Here is a 17,010-nt window from a genome sequence, read left to right as displayed (position 1 = left end):
TTTTGGGCGCAATCGTGGGCGATGCGCTCGATAACCACGATCGACAATGAAGGAGATGAAATGACTGAAGCGAAAGCGTTTTTCGAAATCGCAAACCGCCAATACAAGGAATTCAACGAAGAAGCGAAACGCGTCTGCGTGAAACCCGAATGGACCTACGAAGAAGCCGACTTCGAGAAATCGACCTTCCGCATATCTGGCCGTGAAATTGACATCGTGCTGCGCGACGCGAGCGGTAAGCAAGTGTGGGATATGAAACTATGGGATACGACACCGAAGTAACGGGAACTACTCGCCTAGCGCGCGGCGCGCAACCTCTGCCGTGCTGCGTTCCCGATTGAACACGAACCCGCCACGACGGGGCTTAATAAGGTCTGAAATAGTGTCTACTCAAGAAGTCCCCTCGCAGTCGATTCATGAGCAGGTAGTAGCGCTCGAAGCACAGCTTGCCACCCTGAAGCGCATGCAAGCGGTCGAGCAAATCCGCGCGCTGATAGAAGCCCATGATCTGGGCGACACCTTCAAGGAAGTGAAGGCAAACGCGAGCGCACCGAAGAAGCTGCATTACCGGAATCCGGCAAACGGAGAAGTAGTAGCGGTCGGCAGTGGCCGCAAACCCAAATGGCTCGCGGACATGGACGAAGCCGAACGCGAGAAACACCGCTGCGAAGCCCCTGCCGAAGCCTGAATCAATCGCACCGAACCCGCCCTAGGCGGGTTTTTGAGATATCGAAGACCGCGCGCCAAATTGGATAAATATTTTACGCCCCAAGCAATGATTGAAAAGTGCGTCGCTGGAATGGTCGCGCACCTGCCGTATAACCTATGGAAATTCTTGGACCCTTGCGCGGGCGATGGCCGGTGGTTGCCACACCTGGGACGCGCCTTTCCACATTCGAACCTGCAAGCATTCGACATTGCGCCCGACCATCCCCGCGTGGCGCAAATGGACTTCCTTACCCAAACCGATCCGCTATGCACGATAGTTGACGTAATCGTGAGCAATCCGCCGTTCGGCAAATCGCTTTCGCTTGCGCACAAGGTATTCAACCGCGCCGCCGAATACGAACCGCAATTCATTTGCGTTCTGGTCCCGCGTAGCTTCGGAACCCGGCTGACCTCGCTTCGCCAGTTGAGCACCGAATACACGCGCGTCGCATCCGTTGACATGCCGTCCATGCACTTTGAGCGCAAAGACGGTCACCGATACGGGGAAGAATTCTGTCCCCTGCAATGTACGTTCCAAATCTGGCGCAGACAGCCGCGTAAGCCGTTGCCCGATTTCGAGATGGACGAATGCACCGACGCGGACGGAAAGCCCGTCAAGGTGCGTTACCGCGCTTCCAGGCATGGATACATCCTCATGCGACCGTCGAATAACAAGGATTACCCAGACGCGCGATTCGAAGACGGGGAATTCATCGCTGGTAGTTCCGACGAATTGCCAGTGCGCGAACGCTTCCAGGATATCCCTGGCTTCTTCGCGAGCATGGCGGAAAACGTCCGCAGTATCGTTACACATGGCCCGAACGCTGGCCGTGTGGTCGATTTCGATCCTGACAATGATCGCGCGTCAATGCGTCAATTTATCTGGGCACCAGGCTATATGCACGACCGCATTGCGCTGATCGAGCAATCGGCATTCGCGAAATACCTGGAAGCGAGCGGCAACCCTCGAACGCCGTCCCTTAGTTCCGAAGAGATTATCGAATGCATTGATTCGGCACTGGACGGCATGAAGGCCGGTCACCAACAATTCGCCCGCCAAGTCTTTAAGGCTTACAGCCTGCTCTAACATGATCGCATGGCACTACACCACCGCCCAATGCTTTCGCGGTATCGAGGAAACAGGCGGGTTGCTCCCTTCTGCGCCACACATGCTAGACGCGGAAAAGCCCCTACTCTGGTTTTCTGTCAATCAGCATTGGGAACAGTCTGCGCGACGCGGCTGGACTGAGAACGGAAAGCGCCGCCTGTTGAGCCTTGAGGAAATGATTCTTCACTTCGGCGCGCTCTATAGGTTTGGCATGCACGAACTGCGCACAGCGATTGGCGAACGTCAGATTCGCAGGCTGGGAAGAATCCGCCCTGGGACGTGGGATCAAATGATTAAGAACGCGCTGGCTATGGGGAGCGACCCGAACGAATGGCGCGCATGCAGTGCGTTCGTGCCGATTGGATATGTACAGGTCCAGGTCTTGAAGAATTTGCAAACCGGCTGGGAACCCGCCCGATAACGAAAAAAACCCCGCACAGGCTCTCACCGGGCGGGGTTCTGTACTTCTAAGACCTGGATTGCTGGAACGCTGATCCTGTAAGGCAAACGAACGCGGCGCTGCGCTTGCGTCCGTAGCTCGCGCGCTTCGCGCACGAAACGCCTTCAAGATAAAACAATCTGAAAGCCTATATTCTGCCATTTGGTGAGTCTCAGGATAAGATTCTCCCAGGGGGCGATTAGAAAATCTCCCCTGGTTCTTATCCTGACAACTCACCAAATGCCCTTCGTGCTATGCACGTCTGCCATTCGGAGCCGCCCAGGAATCACAGCCGCCGCGTAAAGCGCTGTGACTTGGCAAGTTATCGGCCTAACGCAAAGCCGCCGATACCCGTCTTGCCCCACCCGATACCGGGATCGCTACACAGTCCAGTAGGCTCCCCGCATGCGGTTTGCTATTCAGTCCTGTGCGCCATCAGCGTATATCGAATGACCCTCACGTTTGGCCTATGTATCACTGGTAGGCCCGTCAGAATATTCGCCACCGGTTCACCCTGCCGAATATTCCTAGCCGAATTACTCGGCACATTCTATTTACTGCCCGTTTTCGATTTCTGACGGATATCGGGAAAAATTCTTCGTTCGTGGTCTGTGAATAATCCGTAACAACTTCGGCGCGTGATTTCCTCAAGTCCGCGATCAAGTTTTTAAAACGCACCGTAAATAACGTGTACCGAAACTTGAGAAGGAAATCTTCACCATGCGCCCGATGACGAAAGACAAGACTGTCCATCGCATGAATCTGGACATGCCGCCCGAAATGTTCGCTGAAGTGCGCGCGCACTGCGAAGCGGTAGACCTGACGTTTTCGCAGTATGTGCGTCGCCTAATTCGAGCGGACAAGGCGCGCGGAACGTTCGGACAGATTGACGCCCCCGCAGCCGCGCCGCAAGCGCCCACCACCGAACAGAAGGCACGCTATGAATACATCTAACGCGAAGCCCGCACAGCCCCGCAAGACGGCCTTCGAAGCCTATTTGCAATCCCGGTTCGGTCGCGACGCTGCGAACCTCACACAGGCCCAACGCGCGCGCTGTTACGCAAAATACGAATCAATCCTTCGCCTTGCAGCTCCCGTTTGAGATACACCCGTATGACTACAGCCCTTACCCTCGCAACTATCCCCGAAATGAACAGCATGCAAATTGCTGAATTGCTCGGATCGCGCCATTCTGACGTAAAGCGCTCGCTTGAACGCCTTGCCGAAAAGTCTGTAATCTCACTTCCGCCAATGGCGCAAGTCAAAATCCAGCGCGAGCGGCGCGCGGAAGCGGTCGAAGTGTATGTCTTCGCGGGCGAACAAGGCGAACGCGATAGCATTATCCTGGTTGCGCAACTCTCGCCAGAATTTACGGCGCGCCTGGTGGATAGCTGGCGCGAAATGAAAGAACAGCTTGCCACGCCCGCACTGCCGAAAAACTACATCGAAGCGCTCGAAGCGCATCTTGCGTCAGAGAAGCGCGCGGAACAGCTTGCCATTGCGAACGCTGCGAAGGACGCGCAAATCGAGCGCGACAAACCGAAGGTGCAATTCGCGGAAGACTTCCAGCATTCCGACGTGGTTGTAACTCTGTCGCAAATGGCGAACCTGTGCGGGGTCGGACGCAAGACGTTTATTTCCTGGCTGCGCCGGGACAAGATTTTCCAGAAACAGCGCTGCGCGCCGTATCAGCAATATATCGACCGGGATTTTTTCGACGTGAAGGAAGATATCTATCACGATGACGCTGGCCGGGCGCATCCGACACTGACGGCGCGTGTAACCATCGCCGGTCAAGCCTGGCTGAAAAATCTTTATCGCGCGGAAATCGAAACGCACCTGGCCGCGAAGCGTCCGAAGCGCCGCGCCGTTGCTGTCGAAGATGACGCAGAGTAACCGGCTTATTTGGGGTGGTGAAACGCCGCCCCACCACAAAGGAAACGTATGGATATCTTCAAGAAACCCGGCCCCGCGCTGCAATCCCTGATCGACAAGCAACGCGCCGCGAAGCGCGAGCAAGAAGCCGAAGCGAAACCCGCAGCACCGCAGTAAATAGAGTGTGGAAGTTGCTAAGGTTCCATGTTCTGTAGTCTCCAAAGAAAACCCCGCACGGCGCGAAGCTGTGCGGGGTTTTCTACTTTGTGCGCCACGCTTGAATATTACGGCGCATTACAGGAAGTCGACGCGCTATCATGGCCGCTCAATCGCTGGCTCCACTGTCGGCGGTTTGATCGTTAGCCCCCTGCCGCCCTGGCTTGGGGGCTTTTTTTCGAGTAGTTCGGTCGCACTGTAGAAACCTGCATATTCGCCCCGCCTGTGAGAACAGCGCGGGGCTTTTTTCGTCAACCGGGTTGCCTAACAAATGCGGGCAATATCGGAAAACCAATCACCTTTGACGCTATTTCAATCCAAGCACGCCCGCCATTGCTCAGGTAAGAATCCTTCACCCTCACCAATGCCAAGTCATACACCGTTCCGGGGTCTGCAACCGGCAGAATAGCCAGACGCGACGATTTGACTTTCCGGCTCGCGGATTCGGGCACCAACGCAACCCCCATTCCGGCAACCACCATAGAGACAATTAAATCAAGGTGCGCGCTGCGTCCCACCACGTTAGGCCGATAACCATGCTTCGCGCACAGTTGGTCTATCAGTTCGTTGACTTTGAAATCTTCTGAAAACCCAATGAACGGTTCGCCTGAAAGTTCGCCCAAGCTTACCTGATGCTTCGCAGCTAGAAGATGATCCTTCGCGCACAACAGCACAAGCCGGTCATTGCCGAATGGTTGAGTTATCGCCCAATCATCTTGAATCGGCAACATCGCTGCTGCAATCTCGATATCGCCATTCGCCAACGCGCCGCGCGCCTGGTTCGTGCCGTATTCAGTAATCAGAAGCTGGATGCCTGGATATTTGCGCCGCAATTCGGTAATGACGCTTCCGAAGAACGTTGCGCCAGTCATGTGCGGCAAACCTACCCGTAACACTCCCTTCGCCATTGACCGCAAGTCGCGTAACTCGCTCAGAAGGTTCTCAGACTGGCGAAGGATCAAGGTTGCGTGGCGATAGAAAACGCCACCTTCTGGGGTCAACGTTACGCCCTTGGGTTCGCGTATCAGCAGTTGCGCGCCGGCTTCTTCCTCAAGTGAAGAAATCGCGCGACTTATCGCCGGTTGCGTGACGTGCAAAACGTCGCTTGCGCGCCGAAATCCATTCTGGCGCACGACTTCCACAAAATACCTCAAGCCCCGCAAGTCCATACAATCCCCCTGATACCGAATCGGCATCACGCCGATGCAAAAACGTCACTTCGATTATAGGCAGATATCGCCCATACTTGCTTCCAGCTTCACAAGAGCTATCGGGGTGAAAGGCTCGCTTACCGCAGCCGGTTTCATCGCTTGTTAGACGTTCTCACGAGGAACAGCAAGGCAGGCTTCCGCAACCTATCCCACAAGGAAAATGCAATGGCTATCCTGCCCGTTGATAAAGCAGCGCCCCGCCGTGGTGCGGAAGTTCTCCTGGACGTACTTCAATCGGAAGGCGTGGAATACATTTTCGGCAATCCGGGTACGACGGAACTGCCCCTGATGGACGCCCTTCTAAATTTCCCCGACGTTAGCTACGTCCTGGCGCTGCAAGAGGCTTCCGCAGTCGCAATGGCAGACGGATACGCACAAGCCGCCAAACGCCCCGCCTTCCTCAACCTGCACACGGCAGGCGGTCTGGGGCACGGGTTCGGAAACCTTCTGAACGCCGCTGTATCCGGTACGCCGCTGGTAGTGACTGCCGGTCAACAGGATTTGCGCCACACCGTCACTGATCCGCTTTTGTTTGATGACTTGGTGCGTATCGCATCGCCTGCCGTTAAATGGGCGCGCGAAGTGACAAGCCCCAAGCAATTGCCAATCTTTCTCCGCCGTGCATTCAACGATGCGAGCGCAGCGCCCAGCGGTCCCGTATTCCTTTCGCTCCCTATGGACGTGATGGACGAAGTTTCCGTCGTCGATAGCGGCGAACCCTCAGTAATCGACCATGCGGTCGTGGGCGGCTCGCTCCCGGCGCTTGCCCAGGCACTGGCAGGGATCGCACCCGGAAAACTCGCAATCATTGCGGGCGACGAAATCCATTCGAGCGAAGCAGCCGCCGAAGTGGTTGCCGTGGCCGAAATGCTCGGCGCGCCGGTCTATGGATCGTCCTGGCCTTCACGTATTCCGTTTCCTACGTCGCACCCCCTATGGGCGGGCAACTTTCCCACAACGGCGAAGGGAATCGCGTCTTGCCTATCACGCTTTGATGCGATCTTTGCGCTGGGCGGAAAGTCGCTGATTACGATTCTGTATTCGGAAGGGTCCGCAGTTCCGCACAACTGCGCGGTCTATCAACTGTCCGCAGACGTGCGCGACCTTGGGCGCACCTATTCGACCAAGCTTTCTGTAGTGGGCCATATTCAGGCGTCCTTGGGGGCGTTGCTGCCTCACCTGAAGGAATCGACCGCAACCCGGCGCGAAGCCTATAGCGGTCTTCTGACGGATGCTATCGCCGGTAAGGCGGCACAACGCAAGAACCTGTTTGCGCTGGCAACCGAACAATACAACGAACCGGTAATCACGCCGCTGGTTGCCGCTTGTGAGGCGTTGCGCGCCATTGGGCCGAACGTGCCTATCGTTGACGAAGCAATCGCCACGTCGCGCCATACGCGTGCTTTCCTCAACTCTGACAACCCGAACCAATATTCCTTCCTTCGCGGTGGCGCATTGGGCTGGGGTATGCCTGCCGCTGTAGGTTGCTCGCTGGGTATTGGACGCGCGCCGGTTGTCTGTCTCGTGGGCGATGGCGCGGCAATGTATTCGCCTCAAGCCCTCTGGACGGCTGCGCATGAAAACTTGCCGGTCACGTTTATCGTGATGAACAACCGCGAATACAACGTACTGAAGAATTTTATGCGCTCGCAAAGTGAGTACGTATCCGCCCAGACGGGCAATTTCATTGCTATGGACATGGAACGGCCCGCTATTGACTATGTGGCGCTGGGAACGTCTATGGGCGTCACTGCACGGCGCATAGAGCGTGCGGGCGATATCGCCCCTGCCGTGGAAGCGGCACTTGCGAGCGGACGCCCGAACCTGATCGAAATTGCAATCAGCGTCGAGTGAATCGTCGCCATATTGCCGCTCCAAGCCAAAACAAATTTACGAAACATTACAGGCGTCCGGCTCGCTAAGATTGCTCCCGAATCGCTGATCATCGTCAGCGATTTGAGCATCAAGGTCTTTCCCCTGGTGGAACATCACCGGGGGGCTATTAACTTTGATACCCGCAGTTGTATGTGTCGCTTTGTGGCTTTGCAGTAGTAACACGCATATGGTTTCAGCCCGCCTTCGTTTTAACGTTGGCGGGCTTTTTTTCATCTTGAGTCTGAATAATTACCACACATTACAGACCTTCGTGCACCTAAGATATCCCTTCGAATCGCTGCCGAATACAGCGATTCGTTATCGTCGGATGCTCTCTCGCTTCCCCGGCGCGGGGCGTCCTTTTTCACCTCCTGGTGAATTCCGATCTCTTGCGGAATTGCTTTGATGAAGTTTTCCCGTCTTCCTACTCGAAGACGGGCCTTTTTTTAAACGTATTAAGTGAGTTGCAGAGTTTTTACCACTATGCTAGTATTCAGTGTTCACTTAACATCACGAACAGAGAATGACCGTTCCACTCGATAACACCACCGCCGTTCTGCGGCAACGTTTCGGCGCATGGCTCAGAGAGAAGCGCGACGAAGTTGGCATGACTCAGAATGAAATGTGCGTCGAACTGGACTACAGCCAACCGGCCATGATTTCCCAGGTCGAGCGCGGATCGTCAGCCCTACCCGAACATGACATGCTGACGTGGGCGGCGCTGTTGAGAATTCCTCGCGAAGAATTTACGCGGACATATCTGTATTACTGCCGCCCCTTCGTGTACGAAGCAATGTTCAAACTCAATCCATTTCAGCAGCAAGGGTTAGCGCGGCCCGCGAAGACCATCGCGCCGCGTCCGAAGAAAAGCGCCCTTTCAAAAATCTGACTTGTGAAGTAATCTCAGCACTCGAAAGCATAACAAACCAAGAAAAAGAGAATAGACCGTGAAACTCAAGATTGCACTTGCTGCCCTTCCCGTCCTGTTTGGTTGTGCCACTCAACAGGCTTTGATGACTGAAACGCCGTCCGGTCACCCGGAAGTCACGTTTGAACGCGCCACGCTCACGGACGTGCAAAACGCACTCATTGCGCGCTGCTCTCAAATCGGGGGCATGGTATCGGAACAAAACACAAATACCGTGACTTGCTCGGGCCAGTTGCAGGGGCAACAGGCGGTTATGGCTCAATTGCTTTTGGGTAATTCGTATTCGACTACGCCCGTCCGTAAGGTTCGCTTTGTAATGGATGCGAACGGCGATAGCGTGCATGTAGTCGCGTTCGATTGGGTCGAAACGACAATGGCAATGGGCCAGGTGCATAGTGCGGAAATGTCGAGCAACAATAGCCGTAACGCGCTACAGGAATCGCTGGACCGCCTCAAAGGCAAGTTTGAGGACGCGCACCCCAAGCCGAAGCACGAAACGGTCGCAGGCGACGTAATCCACGTAACGGCCTATATGTGCTCCTCGTATGACCAGGCGGGCGCTGGAAACCGCGTCAAGCACTATCAGAAAGGCGATTCGTTGACGGTCTACGCACGCAATACGATCTATGACCGGATTTCCGCGAACGGCGCGCCGCAGGAATGGATTGTTGACGGTTCATGCACCCAATAACGAATATGAAAAAAATTCTGACGGTAACCGCCCTCGCGATCTTCGCAACCGCTGCGCATGCGAAAACGTACTCTAAAGAGGAAATTGAAAACGCTGTATGCGTGGACGTGGGTGACTACGCATACGCGGCGGCGACAGATCGCGACAACGGCGAGTATGAGGCGGACGAATTGCAACGCGTTGAAGAAAACGGTCATACGCAGAAACTGAGTCCGTCGGTTATCAAAGGCTATCAGACTGTTGTCAGGCGAGTTTACGAGGAAAAGCAATTCCAGGACGTTACACCCAAGGAAGCACGTTTCATAGAGGTGAATGACTGCCACGCCCGCCTCGCACAGAAAAAATAAAAACACTAGAGAGAAAAAATGCAAAACATCGGAATTTGCTTAATGCTTTTCGGCCCGCTCGCAATGTTGATCGGGTTGATTCGCCCTAGCACTTTTGCCCGCAAAGGCAAACCGGCACCGTCACGAATGAAGGCAGTTTTGGTTAGCTTCGGCGTGGCGATGCTTGGCGCTATGATTTTTAATTCGACGCTTCCGCATACGCCCGCGCCTGTGAAGGCCGCAGCAAGCAACGCGGAATCCGCGTCTTCATCGGCGGCGGTTCCGGCAGTTGCGGAAGCTTCAAGCGCGCCCACGGAACCGGAAAGCGCATGGTCATATGATGAGCGCCACGACGAAATGACGGGAAAGCCGATCCAGTTCGCCACCGCTTCCGCGAATGAAACGCTCGATTTCGATTTCCCGTATAACGGCGGTTCAACAGCGACACTTCAGTTACGGAAGCACCCCAGGTTTGGGACAGACGTAATCTTGAGCGTCAGTAAAGGACAATTCGTCTGCGGCGTCGAAGCCTGTAGCGTGTTGGTCCGATTTGACGACAAGCCGCCGCAGCGCTTCACCGCGAATCAGCCAGCGGACTATAGTTCAACGAGTCTTTTTATCTCCCCCGCACGTTCCTTCATTGCGAGCGCGCGCAAGGCAAAACGTGTAGTCATTGAAGCCGCCTTCTATCAGGCGGGTAATCGGCACATGACATTTCCGGTTGCAGGCTTGAACTGGAAGTAACGCACAAAAGAAAAGCCCCGCCTGTTGCCAGCGCGGGGCTTTTTCATTTCAGCGTAACGCCATTCTCGCGCGCTACCTGGTCGGCGGTCTTGCGACCGGTACAAACCGCTTCTTCAGCTTCGCGCCTGCGAGCCAAACCAGGAATGACCTGGAGTCGCCCAGCAATGCGGCCCTTGTCGTATTCCAGAAGCTTCGCGCACGCCGCGTCAATCTGGCCGCTGCGGATCAAACCCGGCAACGATCCACTAAGGAACGTTCCCGCGCCCATGTTGTGCCACGCGTCAACGAACATCGCCTTCTGATCGGGTTCGAGTCGCACGCCTGGAAATGCCTTGTCGAACTGCGCTTCCTCAGTCGTCAAATCCCGCGCCGTGATATCCAGACATTCCGCGTCCGTATACGTCGCCTGTGTGATCTTCCCCATTGCGTCCGTATGACCGGCGCAAACGGTCTTGATTCCAACCGGATCGCGATATACGGTCGTCTTCCAACCCTCGAATCCGACCGTGAAAGGCAACGCGAGCGCAACCGCAGCGCTCACGCCTAGGCGCGCAATCCGCGCCTTGTCGAGCGCTGGCATTATCCGCCGCCCACGGTATGGGATTTCGCTTCCGCTTCCTGTGCTGCCGCCAGGCGGTTATAGGTATTTAGCGTTTGCTGCTTGTAGTAAAGATGCGCCGCGCAAGTGATTATGGCCGTCCCGATTGCGACCACAACGCCCCAATCCTGAAGGGTCAAACCTGCAACCGTCGAAGCGAACGCCGCAACATATGAAGTAATCGTTACTCTCATGTCTCCCCCTGCTTCCATTTTTTAATACCCCGTAACGTCAAAAATCAGCCAGGAACCGGACAAGTTGCCGATAGCGTCATAACCGCCATCACCGCCGCCACCGTCCGCGCCACTGCGCGCCGTGTATCCAGTAACGAAGGTTTCGCCACTGAAGTAACCCGCCGCGAAGCGACCGGACAGCGAGTCAGTATCCGAACCCCGTCCGTCGATATCCCAATAGGAACCGGACGCGATTTGAACCGCCGCATGCGTGCGCGAACTGTCGAAGCTGTACGAACCCGCCCACGGGCAAACCCAGCCCTGATTACCCGCATACGCTGGGGGCGTGCTGCCGCCTGGTTCCGTCATGTCTACCCGGCCAACGATCCGCGCATAGTGCAAATCGGAATCGAACGTCTTCACGCCTGCCGCGTTGTAAATCTTCACCAGGCCATTCCCGCCGATTGCGTTCGGCACGGCAAAAACCCAATACTGAAAAGATGCGGGGTCGGTCGTGCGGAATAGAAAGACGGTTTGACCGCCGTTCGTGTAGCGCTCCACCGCAACCGGAGTCCCCGAACGAACGCCAACCAACGGATACGCGCCCGCATCATTGTTGATATAGATTCGAGCGATTGCCCCGCGTGACGGGTAATCGCCTGGGTAATAGTCGGTTGCGTCCGTTGTCGTGTAGCCGGTCGTCACCGTGCCCGATGACTGCACCGCCATATTCTGGTAACTGTCATCGAGCAAGCGCGAACCGGAATCGTTGATAATTTTTATGTAGGCCATTCGTCAATACTCGCCATAAACCAGGATCGCGCTTCCTTCGAAGATATTCCAGGAAACCACATTTCCACTAACGGACGCTTGCGCGCTCACCACTACCGACGAATCAGCATGCAGTGACGCCCACGCGGTTCCCCCGTCGAGCACCGGAACCGCAATCGAACCTGTACCGGAAACAGCCACAGCGCCGATAAAGCGCGTAAGACGGTTCGATAGATCAACCTGTAAAGAACCGTCCGCGTTATAAAGTCTGAAATAAGCCATTAGCCCGTCGCGTTAATGTCGATACGCAAAGTGCCGTTTCCGTCAAACATCGCGATTCGGTTGTTTGTGATTTCCATGCGAGCGTTACCGCCGCCTGTCCCGTAAATGTAGAAGTTGCCGGACTTGTCCAGTAACCAAGCCGGGTTACCCTGCGAATTGATCGAAGTCGATTTGATCTGTCCGCCGATCATTGCATCGACAATCGTTCCGTTCTGGATAAACGCGCTGTTGATAAACGTCTGTCCGCCCTGGATCGCGAACGGCGAATTCGCGTTGTTGGTCGATCCGTCATCAATGACCACAAACTTTTGAGCGGATACGACCATTTCAGATTGGCCGGAACCGTCCGCCTGTAGCTCGAACCCTGCCGCGTATGACGTGCCGCCGCTTGTGGTCTGCACGCGTACCGAATACGTCGCATTGACCTTGCCGCTCAAATCCGCGTAGGACTGCGAAAGAGTTTGGACAGCGCTAGAAGCGTCCCCTGCCGTTGCCTGCACTGTGTCGATACGTTCGCCCAACGCAGTGTCTGCGGTCGTGTAAGCGCTCTGTACACTCTGCACGGCTGCGGACAGGTCGTCAGCCGTCTTCGCCTGAAGCGTTGTAATGTCGCTGGCCAGCGCGCTATCTGCGTCCGCTCGCGCGGTTGCTTCGTCCGAAATCTGCGCGGCAATGTCGGTATTAACTTTCGCTTCCAGGTCGGAAAGCTGGGAAGCTGTCGCCTGGTCTGCGTCCGCTCGCGCGCTCGCTTCCTGCTGAATCTGTGCGGAAAGCGTATCGTTATCGGTTTGGAACGTCGCCTGTAGCGCGGTAATCTGCTCTGACAGTGCGCTATCCGCGTCCGCTCGCGCCTGCGCTTCAGTGACGATTGATGCGGCCGCATTCGAAGCATCGTTGACGGCGGCCGCCAACCCGTCGATACGCTGGGATAGTGCAAGGTCCGCGCCTTCGTACTGCGACTGGATAGAGACAGCGCCAACGTATACGCCGTCATCGCCAGCCCATACCCCGTCATCCCCGGCCAACTCTGGGAAGACCTCGCCCATTAGTTCGCCAACGTCCGTAGTCAACCCGGCAAGGTCGGCATTCTGGATAGCCTGGATTTCTTCCTGGAGAGTATCCCAATCAATGTCGCCTAGACCGTTCAAATCGGTCTGAAGCTGCCCCACCTGATCTGTAAGGCCCGGAATCTGTTGGATCGGCGCGAGCAACGAACCCGCCACTTCGTCAGCCGTCGCGCTCGCGATCTGATTCAGGATATCGCTTGCGCTGCTGCTCGATTGACCATTGACGCCCGCACCGTCTGGATACCACGCGCCAATGTTGCCGCTGCGATCTACCAGGCGCGCCCAGAAGAAAAGCGACTGGCCCGCAGCCAATCCCAGCAAGTGCGCCGCGTTCGTGGGATACGCGTAATTGCTAAGTGTGGTTGCGTCAGCAATCGAAGCCGTTTTGCTGTAGCAAATTTCCGTATAAGCTGAATCGTTCGCGGAACCGTCAGCGGGGAATCCCCAATCCAGTTCAATCGCGAATACCTGATTCGTCGAAGCATTCAGGAACGACACTACAGGCGGCGCGCCGGTCTTCCCTGCCAGTGTCGTAGGGTCGGACGTTGTAGGGATCGACGTTGCGCCCAGGCTGTTGATTGCCCTTACGCGGGCTTCGTACAGCCCGCTATAGACGCCTTGAACGTCAACCGAAGTCCCAGCGAGTGCCGAACCTGCCGTAACCCATTGGCCGTTATCCTTGCGCCACTCAACAGAGAACGTCACAGCATTGGCCGGACGGTCCCATGCAATCGTCATCGTGTTGTACTGGATACCCTGATCCAATACGAGATTCGATGAAATCGTAACGGCGGTCGGCGGCGCTTGTGTCGAAGGCGGAATGACTGTCACGGGTCGCGTTTGAATCTGCGCGCCGTTGTCGATCAAGTCATATTTGCCGGGTTCGTGCGTAACCGCCGTAACCTCGTAGCTGATCTGCCCGTTATCGTCACTTTCCGCGATATCGGTCACGCGAAAAAGCTGTGATACCAGGTCGGTCGATTCGATCATCCAGACCGCGCCAGGCACGCCCACGTCATCAAACGCGGTCGTAACCGTGATCGTGCTTCCGTCGAACGAATCTACCGTGCGCTGTTCTGCCAAGCCGGTAGGCATGATTACAGACAGCGTGTCACCGACTTTGACGGTTGCCGCCTTGTCGAGCACAACGGTTGTATCCGTCATCGACTTGATACGACCGCCGAAGCGTCGCCCGGCCTTGTAGGCGTCAGCGATTGCGATTACATCGCCAGGCGAACACAGGATGCCGTCCAGACCAACCGAAAAGGTTACGGTCTGGGTTTCGAGTCGCGACGTTGCGAGCGTCCAGTTTGCCAGGCGGCGCGCCTGCCCTTGCGACGTGCAACCAAAGGCCGTAATAGCCGCTTTAACCAGACCGTAACGCGCTAGGCCGTCATCGTCCTGGACATACTCAACAGCCGCTTTACCCTGGTTCGCTGGGTCATTCCAGCTAATCTGTGCTGCGGTATAGCGTGACTTACGTTCCGAACCGGCATAGGTGAATTTGCCGTCAATGACGTTCGCCTGTGTATATACGAAGCTGGGGTCCATCGGCATATCAGCCGACGCAACCACGCTACCCGCGCCCCAATACGCCTGTCCGCGAAAGATACCGGCGATATCCTGCAAGACCTTGAACGCGTCAGCCTGCGACGTGATAGCAACGTTGCAGGTGAAGCGCGGTTCTGTGCCGCCCTTCAGGTCGTCTACTTCCTCATCACAGTATTGCGCGATTTCGTACAGCGACCATTTGTCGAGCGAACTAGCGTCAATAAACTTGCCACCGCCGAAGCGATCGTTCTGCACCAGGTCATAGAAGATCCAAGCCGGATTATTCGTCCAACCCGGAACGAAGGTTCCGTCCCATGTTCCTGTGTACGTCCGATTGTCCGCGTTGTAATTCGACGGGATAGAGACAATGCGACCGCGCACATAATATGCACGAGTGGGAACGTTGCTGAACGTCTTCGCGTCGAACTGCATCCCCACAAGCGCACTATTCGGATAGCGCAGCTTCTTATCAATAATCTCTGTGATCGCTTCGATATTGACCGTATCGGAGATATACGAATTGTGCGCGTTTGGCGTGACGCGTCGCACGCGGACAAGCCATCCGGTTGTGGCCGTGGGAAGATCAACGCGGATCGAGCGTTCGTAAAGCGAAGTAGTCTTGCCGTCGAATGCGCCCGTTACGACTTCGCTGTATGATCCGCCGTCCGTCGCAAGGTCGATTGCGTATTCAATGCGGTAACCGGTAATGTCGCCGGTCGAAGTGTTGGTCTGTTCGAGCGCCGGAACCCCGAACCGGATACGCACGGCGGACAGCGAAAGATTCGATACTTCCTGCACCCAAGGATCATCGCTAGTCAGCGCGACACCGATAGATGTTTCATTTTCTACGGACGGAAACCCAGACAAATATTCCTGGTCAACCGTACCCGTTCGCGTATCGACGGAATAATTCTGAAAATTTACTGTGCCGTCGCTGTTGAGAATCGGCGTTCCGTCAAACGTGACGGATTGAAGCCCATTAACCAGGCCAACAATCTCGCCTTCGCTGATTACATCGAGCACGCGCGCATACGCGATTGAATGCAGGCTATCGGGCGATTCGACACCACCACCGCCGCCGCTGCTGCCTCCGCCGCCTGCGCCTTGAATTCTTTCTAGTCTCATGTTTGGTCTTCCGCGTAAATCCCGCTGCTGACTACCTGCGAACCGCACCAGGTTTCGCCATAGATCAACGGAACGGGATTCCCCTGTGCCGTGCTGTTTACTGCGCCATTGAAGTAATACGACTGGCCGTCATCGGCGCTTGTGCTGCTCAATCCGCCCATTTGTGGCGATAGCATTTGCACCACGCCGCCCAGCGCCATACCGACACCGGAACTCAACAGCGCCATAGAGACAGTCGGCCCCAGACCGGGAATGAAATAGCTCGCGGCAATCAAGACCGCGCCTAGAATCGTTTGGAACAAACCGGCCTGCTTCGAACCAGAAAGAACCGGCGCGATTCGGATTACGTCTTGACCGGCTGGGAACGGCAATTCGTCGCGCGTTACGTTGGTCTTGCCCCGGAACACCGCGAACGTAAGCCCGTCTTCTCGCGAGCGAAGAAGAAACTTCTTGAAGCCGGGAATCACCACGCCCAGCGCGCGGATTGCTTCCCCTGCGGAATTAACGGCTAGTTTGTGCTCGCGCCCGAACTGCTTCCCAAGCACGCCATACAATCGAATCGTTCGCAGCATCTTTTATCCTTCGTACCGTAGAACGGTTATGAGACAGTCGCGCCACATCCCGCCGAACAAGGCGCGAACTGAAAGGCGGCTGTGCATGTGGTGAATGAATCGGCCTTCGCCGGTATAGATTCCGGCGTGATTGGGCACACCGTTTTTTGAGCGAATCTGCATTAGCAGTACGTCGCCTGGCTCTAGCTGGGCATTGCGCCCAACGTCAACGAAGCCCGCTTTCTTGTAGTTGTCGAGATACAGGGAGCTATGCCCGTCTTCCCACCACCTATCGCAGCGCTCGAAATCAGGGAGAGTCACACCCCGTTCTAGCTGGTAGTAGTCGCGGATAATCGCGTAACAGTCATGCACGCCATGCACGAACTGACGACCGATAAGCGGCGCGAGAAAGCCGGTCTTGCCGAACTCGCACCAATCGTCAATTCCGATTGATCCGTCTGGCTGCACGCCCAGCGAACAAATGATCCATAGATCAATGTCCGAACGTTCGCATACGGCTTTATCTGCGGCGCTAGGACGGGCTGACGCGCCCGGATGCGAATGCACTACTGCCCTAATCTCCCCAACGTCTTCCGCGTCCGCATAATCGGTCGCAGCGATAGAGAAGAATTCTTCCGGCTTCTCAGCGACGTTCTGACATGGCAAATAGCGTTCGTGGCCGTCAACGCTGACAATGAAGCCGCAACACTCGCGCGGGTATTCCGCGATTGCATGCGCGGCAATCGCTTCTTTCGTTTCTGGGGTCATCGT

The 17,010-nt window shown here is 55.9% G+C and carries 19 protein-coding genes; 11 read left to right on the top strand and 8 right to left on the bottom strand.

Going from position 1 to position 17,010, the window contains the following annotated elements:
- Positions 1–60: 60 nt before the first annotated feature.
- The 6 genes from G3N59_RS05545 (at position 61) to G3N59_RS05520 (ending at position 4,151) form a co-directional block, all read left to right on the top strand.
- Positions 61–282, top strand: a complete 222-nt coding sequence (locus G3N59_RS05545; protein WP_205981563.1) for a hypothetical protein — start codon at positions 61–63, stop codon at positions 280–282.
- A gap of 100 nt (positions 283–382) precedes the next feature.
- The gene (locus G3N59_RS37255) at positions 383–688 is read left to right on the top strand and encodes an H-NS histone family protein (RefSeq protein WP_205981562.1); all 306 of its coding nucleotides are present in this window, start codon (positions 383–385) and stop codon (positions 686–688) included.
- 60 nt (positions 689–748) lie between these two features.
- Positions 749–1,795: a class I SAM-dependent methyltransferase gene (locus G3N59_RS05535; RefSeq protein WP_205981561.1), complete on the top strand. Its 1,047-nt coding sequence runs from the start codon at positions 749–751 to the stop codon at positions 1,793–1,795.
- A gap of 1 nt (position 1,796) precedes the next feature.
- On the top strand, positions 1,797–2,237 hold the full coding sequence (locus G3N59_RS05530) for a hypothetical protein (RefSeq protein WP_205981560.1): 441 nt from the start codon (positions 1,797–1,799) through the stop codon (positions 2,235–2,237).
- Between the two features lie 738 nt (positions 2,238–2,975).
- Positions 2,976–3,209, top strand: coding sequence for a hypothetical protein (locus G3N59_RS05525; RefSeq protein ID WP_205981559.1), 234 nt, complete (start codon positions 2,976–2,978; stop codon positions 3,207–3,209).
- Between the two features lie 204 nt (positions 3,210–3,413).
- Positions 3,414–4,151 (top strand): phage antirepressor KilAC domain-containing protein, encoded by a 738-nt coding sequence (locus G3N59_RS05520; protein WP_205981558.1) that lies wholly within the window; start codon positions 3,414–3,416, stop codon positions 4,149–4,151.
- Between the two features lie 446 nt (positions 4,152–4,597).
- Here the strand turns inward: G3N59_RS05520 and G3N59_RS05515 are convergent, their stop codons facing one another.
- Positions 4,598–5,515 (bottom strand): LysR substrate-binding domain-containing protein, encoded by a 918-nt coding sequence (locus G3N59_RS05515; RefSeq protein WP_241023210.1) that lies wholly within the window; start codon positions 5,513–5,515, stop codon positions 4,598–4,600.
- A gap of 207 nt (positions 5,516–5,722) precedes the next feature.
- Between G3N59_RS05515 and G3N59_RS05510 the strand changes: the two genes are divergently transcribed.
- The 5 genes from G3N59_RS05510 to G3N59_RS05490 all read left to right on the top strand — a co-directional run bounded on the left by G3N59_RS05510 (position 5,723) and on the right by G3N59_RS05490 (position 10,121).
- Positions 5,723–7,411, top strand: coding sequence for a thiamine pyrophosphate-binding protein (locus G3N59_RS05510; protein WP_205981556.1), 1,689 nt, complete (start codon positions 5,723–5,725; stop codon positions 7,409–7,411).
- A 544-nt stretch (positions 7,412–7,955) separates the two neighbouring features.
- Positions 7,956–8,321: a helix-turn-helix transcriptional regulator gene (locus G3N59_RS05505; RefSeq protein ID WP_205981555.1), complete on the top strand. Its 366-nt coding sequence runs from the start codon at positions 7,956–7,958 to the stop codon at positions 8,319–8,321.
- A gap of 58 nt (positions 8,322–8,379) precedes the next feature.
- Entirely contained in the window at positions 8,380–9,051 is a 672-nt protein-coding gene (locus G3N59_RS05500) for a hypothetical protein (RefSeq protein ID WP_205981554.1), read from the top strand.
- Positions 9,052–9,056: 5 nt separating this feature from the next.
- Positions 9,057–9,398: a hypothetical protein gene (locus G3N59_RS05495; protein WP_205981553.1), complete on the top strand. Its 342-nt coding sequence runs from the start codon at positions 9,057–9,059 to the stop codon at positions 9,396–9,398.
- An 18-nt stretch (positions 9,399–9,416) separates the two neighbouring features.
- Entirely contained in the window at positions 9,417–10,121 is a 705-nt protein-coding gene (locus tag G3N59_RS05490) for a hypothetical protein (RefSeq protein ID WP_205981552.1), read from the top strand.
- Positions 10,122–10,164: 43 nt separating this feature from the next.
- On the opposite strand, the gene G3N59_RS05485 is transcribed toward G3N59_RS05490, so the two are convergent.
- Genes G3N59_RS05485 through G3N59_RS05455 form a run of 7 tightly spaced genes read right to left on the bottom strand, consistent with a single transcriptional unit; the run spans position 10,165 to position 17,007 of the window.
- Positions 10,165–10,701, bottom strand: a complete 537-nt coding sequence (locus G3N59_RS05485) for a glycoside hydrolase family protein (RefSeq protein ID WP_205981551.1) — start codon at positions 10,699–10,701, stop codon at positions 10,165–10,167.
- Complete coding sequence (locus tag G3N59_RS05480; protein ID WP_205981550.1) at positions 10,701–10,913, bottom strand: HP1 family phage holin; 213 nt, start codon at positions 10,911–10,913, stop codon at positions 10,701–10,703. Before G3N59_RS05480 ends, G3N59_RS05485 begins: the two co-directional genes overlap by 1 nt.
- Positions 10,914–10,934: 21 nt before the next feature.
- Positions 10,935–11,684: a hypothetical protein gene (locus G3N59_RS05475; protein ID WP_205981549.1), complete on the bottom strand. Its 750-nt coding sequence runs from the start codon at positions 11,682–11,684 to the stop codon at positions 10,935–10,937.
- A 3-nt stretch (positions 11,685–11,687) separates the two neighbouring features.
- Positions 11,688–11,945, bottom strand: coding sequence for a hypothetical protein (locus G3N59_RS05470; RefSeq protein ID WP_205981548.1), 258 nt, complete (start codon positions 11,943–11,945; stop codon positions 11,688–11,690).
- Positions 11,945–15,688, bottom strand: a complete 3,744-nt coding sequence (locus tag G3N59_RS05465; RefSeq protein ID WP_205981547.1) for a phage tail protein — start codon at positions 15,686–15,688, stop codon at positions 11,945–11,947. The genes G3N59_RS05470 and G3N59_RS05465 overlap by 1 nt, the downstream gene beginning before the upstream one ends.
- Positions 15,685–16,260: a tail assembly protein gene (locus G3N59_RS05460; RefSeq protein ID WP_205981546.1), complete on the bottom strand. Its 576-nt coding sequence runs from the start codon at positions 16,258–16,260 to the stop codon at positions 15,685–15,687. Before G3N59_RS05460 ends, G3N59_RS05465 begins: the two co-directional genes overlap by 4 nt.
- Before the next feature lie 3 nt (positions 16,261–16,263).
- Positions 16,264–17,007 carry a C40 family peptidase gene (locus tag G3N59_RS05455; RefSeq protein WP_205981545.1) on the bottom strand — a complete coding sequence of 248 codons (744 nt, stop codon included), beginning with the start codon at positions 17,005–17,007 and terminating at the stop codon, positions 16,264–16,266.
- Positions 17,008–17,010: the final 3 nt, after the last annotated feature.

Origin of the sequence: Paraburkholderia sp. Ac-20340 (genome assembly GCF_017104965.1) — a bacterium.
Lineage (GTDB): Bacteria > Pseudomonadota > Gammaproteobacteria > Burkholderiales > Burkholderiaceae > Paraburkholderia.
The sequence above is the reverse complement of the archived record's forward strand: the minus strand, read 5'-3'. Positions and strand labels throughout refer to the sequence as shown.